7 protein-coding genes, 1 tRNA gene and 1 pseudogene are annotated in these 12431 nt (G+C 69.7%); 5 read left to right on the forward strand and 4 right to left on the reverse strand.

Going from position 1 to position 12431, the window contains the following annotated elements; all coding sequences use genetic code 11:
- The first annotated feature begins 22 nt into the window (after positions 1 to 22).
- The 3 genes and pseudogenes from hrpA to E6R60_RS37630 form a co-directional block, all read left to right on the forward strand.
- Positions 23 to 3943 carry an ATP-dependent RNA helicase HrpA gene (hrpA, locus tag E6R60_RS31750; RefSeq protein ID WP_136330162.1) on the forward strand — a complete coding sequence of 1307 codons (3921 nt, stop codon included), beginning with the start codon at positions 23 to 25 and terminating at the stop codon, positions 3941 to 3943.
- Positions 3944 to 4083: 140 nt separating this feature from the next.
- Positions 4084 to 4158: transfer RNA gene (locus tag E6R60_RS31755), tRNA-Asp, on the forward strand.
- A gap of 241 nt (positions 4159 to 4399) precedes the next feature.
- A pseudogene (locus E6R60_RS37630) lies at positions 4400 to 4513 on the forward strand (DUF6274 family protein); the annotation flags it as partial.
- A gap of 903 nt (positions 4514 to 5416) precedes the next feature.
- On the opposite strand, the gene bldC reads toward E6R60_RS37630, so the two are convergent.
- Positions 5417 to 5623 carry a developmental transcriptional regulator BldC gene (gene bldC / locus E6R60_RS31765; RefSeq protein WP_003949541.1) on the reverse strand — a complete coding sequence of 69 codons (207 nt, stop codon included), beginning with the start codon at positions 5621 to 5623 and terminating at the stop codon, positions 5417 to 5419.
- A gap of 524 nt (positions 5624 to 6147) precedes the next feature.
- A complete protein-coding gene (locus tag E6R60_RS31770; RefSeq protein WP_136330164.1) occupies positions 6148 to 6993 on the reverse strand; it encodes a hypothetical protein in 846 nt (281 codons plus the stop codon).
- 176 nt (positions 6994 to 7169) lie between these two features.
- Here E6R60_RS31770 and E6R60_RS31775 point away from each other — a divergent pair, with 176 nt between their 5' ends.
- Together E6R60_RS31775 and E6R60_RS31780 are read left to right on the forward strand one after the other, a co-directional pair.
- The gene (locus E6R60_RS31775; RefSeq protein WP_136330165.1) at positions 7170 to 8261 is read left to right on the forward strand and encodes a Glu/Leu/Phe/Val dehydrogenase dimerization domain-containing protein; all 1092 of its coding nucleotides are present in this window, start codon (positions 7170 to 7172) and stop codon (positions 8259 to 8261) included.
- A gap of 313 nt (positions 8262 to 8574) precedes the next feature.
- Positions 8575 to 8832, forward strand: a complete 258-nt coding sequence (locus E6R60_RS31780; RefSeq protein ID WP_136330166.1) for a DUF3073 domain-containing protein — start codon at positions 8575 to 8577, stop codon at positions 8830 to 8832.
- A 233-nt stretch (positions 8833 to 9065) separates the two neighbouring features.
- Here the strand turns inward: E6R60_RS31780 and purM are convergent, their stop codons facing one another.
- Positions 9066 to 10139 carry a phosphoribosylformylglycinamidine cyclo-ligase gene (gene purM / locus E6R60_RS31785; RefSeq protein ID WP_136330167.1) on the reverse strand — a complete coding sequence of 358 codons (1074 nt, stop codon included), beginning with the start codon at positions 10137 to 10139 and terminating at the stop codon, positions 9066 to 9068.
- A gap of 60 nt (positions 10140 to 10199) precedes the next feature.
- On the reverse strand, positions 10200 to 11726 hold the full coding sequence (purF, locus tag E6R60_RS31790) for an amidophosphoribosyltransferase (RefSeq protein ID WP_136330168.1): 1527 nt from the start codon (positions 11724 to 11726) through the stop codon (positions 10200 to 10202).
- Between the last annotated feature and the right edge of the window lie 705 nt (positions 11727 to 12431).

The following is a 12431-nucleotide window of genomic DNA, read 5'->3' on the forward strand; positions in this document are numbered from 1 at the left end:
CGGGTGAGATCCTGGGACCCGTATGTCTACTTCCTTTGCCGATCTCCAGTCCCAGCTCGCGCAGCTCCCCCTCCGCGACGCGCACCGGCTCGGCCGCCGCCTCGAAGGCGCGCGGCGCATTCGCAAGCCCGAGGCCCAGCAGGCCGTGCTGGACGAGATCGCGGCCCAGGCCACGAAGGCGGCCGGGCGGCTCGCGCTGCGGGCCGGGCGGATGCCTGCCCTCTCGTATCCCGAACAACTGCCGGTCAGCCAGAAGAAGGACGAGATCCTGGAGGCGATACGCGACCACCAGGTCGTGATCGTCGCCGGTGAGACCGGCTCGGGCAAGACCACCCAGATCCCCAAGATCTGCATGGAGCTGGGCCGTGGCGTCCGCGGCATGATCGGGCACACCCAGCCGCGCCGGATCGCGGCCCGTACGGTGGCCGAGCGGATCGCCGAGGAGCTGAACACTCCGCTGGGCGAGGCGGTCGGCTGGAAGGTCCGTTTCACGGACCAGGTCAACCCGGACGCGACCTTCGTCAAGCTGATGACGGACGGCATCCTGCTCGCCGAGATCCAGACGGACCGCGAGCTGCTCGCGTACGACACGATCATCATCGACGAGGCCCACGAGCGGTCGCTGAACATCGACTTCCTGCTCGGCTATCTGGCCCGGCTGCTGCCCAAGCGCCCCGATCTGAAGGTCGTCATCACCTCGGCGACCATCGACCCGGAGCGCTTCGCGCGTCACTTCGGCGAGGCGCCGATCGTGGAGGTCAGCGGGCGTACGTACCCGGTGGAGGTCCGGTACCGCCCGCTGCTGGAGGAGGACAGCGAGGACTCCGACCGCGATCAGATCACCGCCATCTGCGACGCCGTGGACGAGCTCCAGGCGGAGGGGCCGGGCGATGTCCTGGTCTTCCTCTCGGGAGAGCGCGAGATCCGCGACACCGCCGACGCCCTCGGCAAACGCAACCTCAGGCATACCGAGGTACTCCCCCTCTACGCACGCCTGTCGCACGCCGAGCAGCACCGCGTGTTCCAGCGCCACACCGGCCGCAGGGTGGTGCTGGCGACCAACGTCGCCGAGACCTCGCTGACCGTTCCGGGCATCAAGTACGTGATCGACCCGGGCAACGCCCGTATCTCCCGCTACAGCCACCGCACCAAGGTGCAGCGGCTGCCGATCGAGCGGATCTCGCAGGCCAGCGCCAACCAGCGCAAGGGCCGCTGCGGCCGTACGTCGGACGGCATCTGCATCCGGCTGTACTCCGAGGACGACTTCCTGACCCGCCCGGAGTTCACGGACCCGGAGATCCTCCGTACGAACCTGGCCTCCGTCATCCTCCAGATGACCGCCGCCGGTCTCGGCGACATCGAGAAGTTCCCCTTCATCGACCCGCCGGACCACCGCAACATCCGTGACGGCGTACAGCTCCTCCAGGAACTCGGTGCGCTGGATCCGGAGGAGAAGGATCCGAAGAAGCGGCTCACCCCGCTCGGGCGGAAGCTCTCGCAGCTGCCGGTGGACCCGCGGCTGGCCCGTATGGTCATCGAGGCCGACCGGAACGGCTGCGTCCGCGAGGTGATGGTCATCGCCTCCGCGCTCTCCATCCAAGACCCGCGCGAGCGGCCGTCCGAGAAGCAGACGCAGGCCGATCAGCAGCACGCCCGGTTCAAGGACGAGACGTCGGACTTCCTGGCGTTCCTGAATCTGTGGCGCTACATCCGTGAGCAGCAGAAGGAGCGCGGTTCCTCCAGCTTCCGCCGGATGTGCAAGCAGGAGTACCTGAACTTCCTGCGCATCCGCGAATGGCAGGACATCTACGCGCAGCTGCGCACGGTCGCCAAGCAGATGGGGATCGAGCTCAATGAGGACGACGCCCCCGAGCAGTCGGTGCACACCTCTCTGCTGGCCGGCCTGCTCTCGCACATCGGGCTGAAGGACACCGAGAAGAACGAGTACCTGGGCGCCCGCAGCGCCAAGTTCGCGATCTTCCCCGGGTCGGCGCTCTTCAAGAAGCAGCCGCGGTTCGTGATGTCGGCCGAGCTGGTCGAGACGTCCCGGCTGTGGGCGCGGGTCAACGCCCGGGTCGAGCCCGAGTGGATCGAACCGCTGGCCGGGCACCTGCTGAAGCGCACCTACAGCGAGCCGCACTGGGAGAAGGACCAGGCGGCGGTGATGGCGTACGAACGCGTCACGCTGTACGGCGTTCCGATCGTGGCCCAGCGCAAGGTCAATTTCGGCCGGATCGACCAGGAGGCCTCGCGGGATCTCTTCATCCGCAACGCCCTGGTCGAGGGCGACTGGCGCACCCACCACCAGTTCTTCCACGACAACCGCAAGCTCCTCGGCGAGGTCGAGGAGCTGGAGCACCGCGCCCGGCGACGCGACATCCTCGTGGACGACGAGACGCTCTTCGACTTCTACGACCAGCGCATCCCCGAACACGTCGTCTCCGGTGCGCACTTCGACTCGTGGTGGAAGCACAAGCGGCGTGACGAGCCGGACGCGCTGGACTTCGAGCGTTCGATGCTCATCAACGAGAAGGCCGGAGCCGTCACCAAGGACGACTACCCGGACTCCTGGCGGCAGGGGAAGCTCAAGTTCCGGGTGACGTACCAGTTCGAGCCCGGCGCGGACGCCGACGGCGTGACCGTCCACATCCCGCTCCAGGTGCTCAACCAGGTCACGTCCGAGGGCTTCGACTGGCAGATCCCGGGCCTGCGCGAGGAAGTGGTCACGGAACTGATCCGTTCCCTGCCCAAGCCGATCCGCCGGCACTACGTCCCCGCGCCGAACTACGCGGACAAGTTCCTCGACCGGGCCGTGCCGCTCCAGGAGCCGCTGCCGGTCACGCTGGCCCGCGAGCTCCAGCGGATGGTCGGCGTGCCCGTCACCGCGGACGACTTCGACCTGAGCCGGGTCCCGGACCACCTGAAGATCACCTTCCGGGTCGTCGACGAGCGGCGCCGCAAGGTCGCCGAGGACAAGGACCTGGAGGCGCTGCGCGTCCAGCTGCGCCCCAAGGCCCGCCAGGCCCTCTCCAAGGCCGCGGCGGCGACCGCGGGCCCCTCGGGCGAGTCCATCGAGCGTTCGGGGCTCACGGACTGGACGATCGGCACGCTGGACCGGGTGTTCGAGACGCGGCGGGCGGGCCAGCCGGTCAAGGCCTTCCCGGCCCTCGTCGACCAGGGCGAGACCGTGGCCGTACGGCTCTTCGACACGGAGGCCGAGCAGCAGCAGGCGATGTGGCGGGGCACCCGGAAGCTGATCCTGCTGAACATCCCGGTGAACCCGGCGAAGTTCGCCTCGGACAAGCTGACGAACCAGCAGAAGCTGGCCCTGTCCCGCAACCCGCACGGTTCCATCCAGGCGCTCTTCGACGACTGCGCGACGGCGGCGGCCGACCGGCTGATCGCCGCCCACGGCGGCCCCGCCTGGGACGAGGCCTCGTTCCGGAAGCTGTACGACAAGGTGCGCGCCGACCTGGTGGACCTGACCGTCCGCACGATCGGCCAGGTCCAGCAGATCCTGGCGGCCTGGCAGGCGTGCGAGCGCCGGCTGAAGTCGACCAACAGCCTGGTGCTGATCAACAACGTCACGGACGTACGGGACCACCTCGCCCGCCTCGTGCCGCCCGGCTTCGTCACCCTGACCGGGCTGCGCAGGCTGCCCGACCTGATGCGCTACCTGGTCGCCGAGGACCGCCGGCTCCAGCAGATGCCGACGAACGCCCAGCGCGACACCACGCGCATGGAGAAGGTGCACGAGATGCAGGACGAGTACGCCTGGCTGCTGGAGCAACTGCCGCAGGGCAGGCCCGTGCCGCAGGAGGTCCTGGACATCCGCTGGATGATCGAGGAGCTGCGGGTCAGCTACTTCGCGCACGCCCTGGGGACGGCGTTCCCCGTCTCCGACAAGCGGATCGTGAAGGCGATCGACGCCGCCGCCCCGTAGGGAGCCCGGCGGCGCCGATCGGAGCGGCCCTTGCGGCTGTTCGTGTAGCGGCCCCACCACCCGGAGTGAGGTCGACCGCACCCTCCGACCTGCTGTAGAGTCTGTCTTCGCAGCCAGCCGCAAGGCAGCCGCGAAAACCTGGTCCTGTGGAGCAGTTTGGAGTGCTCGCCACCCTGTCAAGGTGGAGGCCGCGGGTTCAAATCCCGTCAGGACCGCAGTAACGAAAGCCCGGATCCCCTGGATCCGGGCTTTCGCGCGTCTTGACTCCGGTGTCCGCCGACGAGTACTCAGAAACCCAGGGCCGCCCCTGGGTTCCCGGGCGGGGCGGCGCGCATCCACCGGGAGGTGGCGCGGATGACGGCATCCACGAGCGAGGACTCCCTGCCGGACCGGGCCGGAGCCCCCGAGCCGGCCCCGGCCCGGCTTCCGGCCGGCAGGAGGCCGCCCCGGCACGAGATCCGTGCCTTGCTGCGCGCCCACCTGGCGGCGGCTTCGGGCTATCGCCATCTCACCCGTCACTGCGCGGTCTGCGCACGCTTGCTGAGGCTCGCGATGGAGCCCCTGACGGCCTCAGGAGCGCCGGAAGCGGCCCCGGCCACCCTGGAAGCCCCGCAACCGCCCGGAGCGGCCCCAGCGGCCGCACCGGCTCCCGGGCGGCCGTCGGAGCGGGCCACGGCCCGCACGGCCCCTCCCGGCCCCCCGCCGGACGCCGACGGGCACGCGGCCACTCCCGGCGAAGCGCCGGAACAGACCGCGCGGCCCGTGATGGGGCCCGGGCCGGCCGCCGCTCCCACGGCACCCGAGGCCAGCCCTCACGCCCTCCCCGGCCGGCCCGTCACCTCCGCGAGGGCAGCCCGTGCCGTCGCGGCACCCGCCTCCACGACGCCCGGCAGGGCCGAGGAGGGTCCCGACGGGCGGATCGGCCCCGCATGGACGGAGGACGAACGTCCCCCCGCCGCGTGACCAATGGCGCGCCGTTCTCCCGCCCCACAGTGGCAGGCTCGTACTTGGCAAGACTCGTGCGGTGTGACGGGTGTCACCGAATCAGTTTTCAGAACGGGTGGCTTTACACCCTTCCTACAACTGGCGAATTTAATATGTGCAATTGCACTACTTGGCGGGGGCGCTCCGGGAATCCCCCGACCGACCCGCTCCGGGCCTCCACCAACCCGGTCGCACCGCCTCTCGCCGAGGCCGGCACGCTCGCACGAGACCCCCGGGAGCCAACCGGACGCCCGGTTTCCAGCGAGGGGAGACGGCCGGGAGACGGCACCCGTCGAGGGCCCCGCGCCGGGCCGCGCACACAAAAAAGATCGCGCTGGACCCGGCGGAGTCCAGCGCGATCTCATGACAAAACCCGTATGACACAGGTATGGCGCCCGTTGGGGCGGGCGCCCGTCATATGGAGCTATGGGTGGGCTATGCGGGTTGGGGGACCCAAAAGCCCAGTTGTGACGCGGCGACAGGGGTATGTCAGGCCTCGCTGCGCTGCTGCGGAATACCCGCAAGCAGTGCGCGGACCTCTGCCTCGCGGTACCGGCGATGTCCACCGAGCGTGCGGATGGACGTGAGCTTGCCTGCCTTGGCCCAACGGGTAACCGTCTTCGGGTCCACGCGGAACATCGTGGCAACCTCAGCCGGGGTCAGCAGCGGCTCGGCATCAGGGGTGCGAGCGGTCATGAGCGGCCTCCTCGGGAGAACCGAACCATCTCGGTTCTTTCCTCTAAATTCTGCACCTTGACCCGCGTTGCCCGAAATGGCGGACGCGGGCCGAGTCGGTTATAGGACGAACGGCTTGTCCTCGGCACTACAACTACACCATCCGTCCAGCCACGTCGGCCAAACCGATGGAATTGCCCTCCCAGGTGTTCATCAGCGACGGAAGCCGATGGACCATGCCATAGCGGACAGTCACACCGCCGTGACGATCAGTCACAGAGCGATCAGGAGCCCTCAGACCCCCCATAGCGTGCAATGCTGAGCATTCCGCCCTTACTTGGACGGAAGGAGTCCTCCCCGGACTCCTTGTCCTATTTTGGCACGAGGAGTAGGGAAGGACGCAAGGGCCCTGTAAGTGCTATCCATCACGCTTGAGGCAAAGGCCCGGTTCGGGACGTAGGTCCCGGGACCACTGAGGTGCGATTCCGCCCCCTCACCCTCACGTGTCACCTGGGTCACAGGTTCATGGATCGTCAGTTCGATCGCTAGTTGGCAAACTGGCGGTCCCTCACGGCCCTCCAGCGCTCCGCGAGACGCGCGTACGCCTCACTCGCCCCCTCGGCGTCCCCGGCGCCCAGGGCCGCGATGCCCTCGGCCACGTCCGCCGCGCTCCGGTCCCCGGCGAGCTGCTCCGCCGCCAGGGCGTGCACCAGCCCGCCGTAGTCCAGCTCGACGAGCGAGCGCGGGTGGAACTCCTCCAGCCACCGCCCGACGTCCACCAGTCCCTCGGTCAGCGGACCGTCGTCCATGGACTCGCGCAGCGTCTTGAGCGCCCGCGCCAGCCGGCGCCGCGCCTGGACCATCGGCGTCCGGTACCGCAGCACCGGCGGCTCGCCGTCCTGCCCGGCCTCCAGGTACTCACGCTCCTCGTCCGTGAAGAGCACGAACCAGCGCACCGGAACCTGCCACACCGCCGTCCTGATCCACGGCCGGGCATCCGGATTGCGCTCCGACCACCGCTCGTGGTCGGCCGCGGCCTGCCCCCGCACCACCGGCGGCAGCACCGCGTCGAGCACCGCGGCGGGGAACATCTCCGCCAGCCCCTCCAGCGCCAGCCACCCGCGCAGCCGAGTCCGCCACGGACAGACGCACACCACGCCGTCCACCTCGGCGACGAACGCGTCGGCGCTCTCGTGCGCCGGCACGCCCACCGGCGGCGTCGCCGCCAAGTCGGCCAGGGAGCGGCGCAGTTCGTCCTGCGCCGTGGGGACCCGCTCGCGGCCCGCGTAGCGGGTCCAGTGAGCGCGTTCGGCTTCCGGGAAGGCCGCCAGTGGCTCGTACACCCGGAGGTAGGACGCGTAAGGGACGAGCACTGAAGACACCACCGACATGCAGCGATCGTGTCACGCCCGTACTCCTGGAGGGGGTGATCCACCGCACTGGCACGGATCTGCCCGCCCTGAGGACTTACGCTCTTGCCCAGTCGGACCGTCCGTGCCGGACGGTCCGGGGCCCTCCCCACCTTCAGGAGGGTCTTTCCGCCGCTTCGTACTTGGGAGTCACCACAGTGACCGATGTGACCGGCGTGCCTGTCGATGTACTGCACACCCTTTTCCGCTCGGACCAGGGGGGCCACGAACAGGTCGTCCTCTGCCAGGACCGTGCCAGCGGCCTCAAGGCCGTCATCGCGCTCCACTCCACCGCCCTGGGCCCGGCCCTCGGCGGCACCCGCTTCTACCCGTACGCCTCCGAGCAGGAGGCCGTCGCGGACGCGCTGAACCTGGCGCGCGGCATGTCGTACAAGAACGCCATGGCCGGTCTCGACCACGGTGGCGGCAAGGCCGTCATCATCGGCGACCCCGAGCAGATCAAGACCGAGGAACTCCTGCTGGCCTACGGCCGTTTCGTGGCGTCGCTCGGCGGCCGCTACGTGACGGCCTGCGACGTCGGCACGTACGTCGCGGACATGGACGTCGTGGCCCGCGAGTGCCGCTGGACCACCGGCCGCTCCCCCGAGAACGGCGGGGCCGGCGACTCCTCCGTGCTCACCGCGTTCGGCGTCTTCCAGGGCATGCGGGCCTCGGCCCAGCACCTGTGGGGCGACCCGACGCTGCGTGGCCGGAAAGTGGGGGTCGCGGGTGTCGGCAAGGTGGGCCACCACCTCGTGGAGCACCTGCTGTCGGACGGCGCCGAGGTCGTGATCACGGATGTGCGCGAGGAGTCCGTCCGCCGGATCACCGCGGAGCACCCCCAGGTCGCCGTCGCGGCGGACACCGAGGCCCTGATCCGTACCGAGGGTCTGGACATCTACGCACCGTGCGCGCTCGGCGGCGCGCTCGACGACGACACCGTCCCGGTGCTCACCGCCTCGGTGGTGTGCGGAGCGGCCAACAACCAGCTCGCGCACCCGGGCGTGGAGAAGGACCTGGCGGACCGGTCGATCCTGTACGCACCCGACTACGTGGTGAACGCCGGCGGCGTGATCCAGGTCGCGGACGAGCTGCACGGCTTCGACTTCGACCGGTGCAAGGCGAAGGCGGCGAAGATCTTCGACACCACCCTGGCGATCTTTGCGCGTGCGAAGGAGGACGGCATTCCGCCGGCCGCCGCGGCCGACCGGATCGCGGAGCAGCGGATGGCCGAGGCCCGCCGTAGCTGACCGGGCAGGGGGCCCTACAGGGCGTCACCCCGGGCGCAGCGCCCACCGGCCCGCCGACCGGCGGAGACAAGACTCACTCCGGTCGGCGGGTCGCGTGCCAATAAGAGGTTAAAATCGCAGTTGACCAGCGGGGACGACCTCTTCGCTGGCCCTCTTCCGGGGCGCGTGATGCGGGCGGCGTACCGTAGGGCCGCGGAAGCAGGTACCGTTAAAGCACTACAGGCACGGTCTCTCTGCCGAGAGTCCGTTCTGAAACATGAACGCGTGTCAAGACTCTGGGGCCGTCGAGCCCCGTCACCGAGGGGGTCGAGCCATGGGGCGCGGCCGGGCAAAGGCCAAGCAGACCAAGGTCGCCCGTCAGCTGAAGTACAGCAGCGGCGGGACTGACCTGTCGCGTCTGGCCAATGAGCTGGGCGCATCACCTTCGAGTCAACCACCGAACGCCGAGCCGTTCGAGGACGACGACGAGGAAGATGACCCGTACGCACAGTACGCGGATCAGTACAACGTCGATGATGACGACGACGAGGACGATCAGTCCGGTCCGTCGTCACAGCGCCGCGGCGCTTGACCTCGCGCTGACACATCAACCCGGTCCGGGCCTGTCCCGGACCGGGTTCTGTGCTGTCCCGGTCCGGAAACTGCTGCTCGGGTGGGTGCGCTGTCCTCGCCGGCCTGGAACGACCCGGGACCGGGCGCCATGTTCATGGCGTGCGGGCCGCTCCGGCTCCCGTGGGGGGACCGCCCCCGGCGGACGGGCCTTCCCGGCCCGCCCGCACCTGAGAGCATCCCGCGCGCCCGGGATCAGCGCGCGTACCCGCCCACGAGCTCCGCACCCGTCGTGTGCGCACCGCGGTCGGTGATCTCGCCCGCGACCCAGGAGTCGACGCCGCGGTCGGCCAGCGTCGTCAGGGCCGCGTCCACCGATTCGGCGGGCACGATCGCGATCATGCCGACGCCCATGTTCAGCGTCTTCTCCAGCTCCAGCTGCTCCACCCGGCCGGCCTTGCCGACGAGGTCGAACACCGCGCCGGGCGTCCAGGTCGAACGGTCCACCGTCGCGTGCAGCCCGTCGGGGATGACCCGGGCCAGGTTGTTGGCCAGGCCGCCACCGGTGACGTGGCTGAAGCCGTGCACCTCGGTCGTACGGGTCAGCGCCAGGCAGTCCAGGGAGTAGATCCGGGTGGGCTCCAGGAGCTCCTCGCCGAGCGTCCGGCCGAACTCCTCGACCTCGCGGTCCAGCGTCCATCCGGCCCGGTCGAAGACGACGTGGCGGACGAGCGAGTACCCGTTGGAGTGAAGACCGGACGACGCCATCGCGATCACGGCGTCACCCTTGCGGATGCGGTCGGGACCCAGCAGACGGTCCGCCTCGACCACGCCCGTACCGGCGCCGGCGACGTCGAAGTCGTCCGGGCCCAGCAGGCCGGGGTGTTCGGCGGTCTCGCCGCCGACCAGGGCGCAGCCCGCCAGGACACAGCCTTCGGCGATGCCCTTCACGATGGCCGCGACACGCTCGGGATGCACCTTGCCGACACAGATGTAGTCGGTCATGAAGAGCGGCTCGGCGCCGCAGACGACGAGGTCGTCCACGACCATGCCGACGAGGTCGTGGCCGATCGTGTCGTACACACCCATCTGTCGGGCGAGGTCGACCTTGGTGCCGACCCCGTCCGTGGCGGAGGCGAGCAGCGGACGCTCGTAGCGCTTGAGCGCCGAGGCGTCGAAGAGGCCGGCGAAGCCGCCGAGGCCGCCGAGGCCCGCCACCTCGGGGCGCTGCGTCTTCTTCACCCACTCCTTCATCAGCTCTACGGCGCGGTCGCCGGCCTCGATGTCGACGCCCGCTGCCGCGTAGGAAGCACCTGTTGTCTCAGACATTGCCTGGGATCTTTCGTGTGGAGATACGGGGCTGGTGGGAAGACTGCCGAGCGGTCCGGGTCACGGACGGCGCAGCGCGTCGGCCGCGGCGGTCGCCGCAGGGCCTGCCGCCAGCTCGGTCTCCAGCAGCTGCTTGCCGAGCAGCTCCGGGTCCGGAAGCTCCATCGGGTACTCGCCGTCGAAGCAGGCGCGGCACAGATTCGGCTTGGCGATCGTCGTCGCCTCGACCATCGCGTCGAGCGAGATGTACGAGAGCGAGTCGGCCCCCATCGACGTGGCGATCTCGTCGACGGTCATGCCGTTGGCGATCAGCTCGGCGCGGGTGGCGAAGTCGATGCCGAAGAAGCAGGGCCACTTCACGGGCGGGGAGGAGATCCGGATGTGGATCTCGGCCGCACCGGCCTCGCGGAGCATCCGGACGAGTGCGCGCTGGGTGTTGCCGCGGACGATCGAGTCGTCGACGACCACCAGTCGCTTGCCCTTGATGACTTCCTTGAGGGGGTTCAGCTTGAGGCGGATGCCGAGCTGCCGGATGGTCTGGGACGGCTGGATGAAGGTCCGGCCCACGTAGGCGTTCTTCACCAGTCCGGCGCCGAAGGGGATACCGCTGGCCTCCGCGTAACCGATGGCGGCGGGGGTGCCGGACTCCGGTGTCGCTATGACCAGATCGGCCTCGACCGGGGCCTCGGCCGCCAGCTTGCGTCCCATCTCCACCCGGGAGAGGTAGACGTTCCGACCGGCGATGTCGGTGTCGGGGCGCGCCAGGTAGACGTACTCGAAGACACAGCCCTTGGGCTTCGCTTCTGCGAAGCGGGAGGTGCGCAGACCGTTCTCGTCGATGGCGACGAGTTCGCCCGGCTCGATCTCGCGGACGAAGCTGGCGCCGCAGATGTCGAGGGCGGCGGACTCGGAGGCCACCACCCAGCCGCGCTCCAGCCGGCCGAGGACCAGCGGGCGGATGCCCTGCGGGTCACGGGCGGCGTAGAGGGTGTGCTCATCCATGAAGACGAGGGAGAAGGCGCCCCTGACATCGGGAAGCACCTTGGCGGCGGCCTCCTCGATGGTGAGCGGCTTGCCGTCGTCGTCGGTCTGGCCGGCGAGCAGGGCGGTCACCAGGTCGGTGTCGTTGGTCGCGGCGACCTGGGTGGCGCGGCCGTCCTTGCGCGGAAGGTCGGCGACCATCTCGGCGAGCTGGGCCGTGTTGACCAGGTTTCCGTTGTGACCCAGGGCGATCGAGCCGTGCGCGGTCGCACGGAACGTCGGCTGCGCGTTCTCCCACACCGAGGCGCCGGTGGTGGAGTAGCGGGCATGACCGACCGCGATATGGCCCTGGAGCGATCCCAGAGACGTTTCGTCGAAGACCTGCGAGACCAGTCCCATGTCCTTGAAGACCAGGATCTGGGACCCGTTGCTCACTGCGATGCCCGCGGACTCCTGTCCACGGTGCTGCAGGGCATACAGTCCGAAATAGGTGAGCTTGGCGACCTCTTCACCCGGAGCCCAGACACCGAAGACGCCACAAGCGTCCTGGGGGCCTTTCTCTCCGGGGAGCAGGTCGTGGTTGAGTCGTCCATCACCACGAGGCACACCACCGAGTGTAGGCGAGATCGACCACTGGTCCGAATTGGGGACGCCCCGCCCGCGGACACGGGAAACGCGCCCTCACCCCCTCGCGCGGCCGTAGCGAACGGTGACGCGCGGTGATCGGTGCCCGGTGGCCGACTGCCGCCCGTGGCCGCCTCGGAGCAGTCGCCGCCCGGAACACCGGCGGGTTACCGACCGGTTCCGGCCATACGGTCCAAGCGCCCACGGGCCGGCCCATGACGCTTCGCGAGGGGGGCCGGGAGGGCCCCGGGGCGGGGTGGCCGAACGCTCGTTTCGTGGTGAGCCTCACATCGAGCGCGGGGCGCTCGGGGCGGTATGCGCTTCTTGTGACGGGTGAGTGGTGGTCTTTCTCGGGGTTGCCCGGAGACCCCGAGGCTGTGGAGGCGCTCGGCCCGCCGGGTTGTCCTGGGGAACCCGGAGGCCGTGGGGGCGGCCGGACCGTTGCCGTGGCCGTCCGGAGTGCGAGACCGGCGTTGACAGGCGCATGCCTCGTTGGCAGGCTCCTGCCCATGCAGCCCCTCGGTGATCGCACGATCACGCTCGTGGAGCGCCGTCACGTCGATCTGGGACGTGTCTCGAGCGCCATCTGTCGCCGCGCCTGATTCCTTCGGCGCACGCGAGGGCTTCGCTTCCCCACCCCTCGGCATCGCGGCGGCCGTATCTCCGTCCTCCGACGCGATCCCCGGC

The organism is Streptomyces sp. A0642 (assembly GCF_004795105.1).
Classification (GTDB): domain Bacteria; phylum Actinomycetota; class Actinomycetes; order Streptomycetales; family Streptomycetaceae; genus Streptomyces.

Excerpts from the sequence above, each read along its gene's own strand:
- E6R60_RS31780 (WP_136330166.1), top strand. The coding sequence starts at position 8,575 with ATGGGGCGCGGCCGGGCAAAGGCCAAGCAGACCAAGGTCGCCCGTCAG.
- bldC (WP_003949541.1), bottom strand. The coding sequence starts at position 5,623 with ATGACCGCTCGCACCCCTGATGCCGAGCCGCTGCTGACCCCGGCTGAG.
- purM (WP_136330167.1), bottom strand. The coding sequence starts at position 10,139 with ATGTCTGAGACAACAGGTGCTTCCTACGCGGCAGCGGGCGTCGACATC.
- E6R60_RS31770 (WP_136330164.1), bottom strand. The coding sequence starts at position 6,993 with ATGTCGGTGGTGTCTTCAGTGCTCGTCCCTTACGCGTCCTACCTCCGG.
- hrpA (WP_136330162.1), top strand. The coding sequence starts at position 23 with ATGTCTACTTCCTTTGCCGATCTCCAGTCCCAGCTCGCGCAGCTCCCC.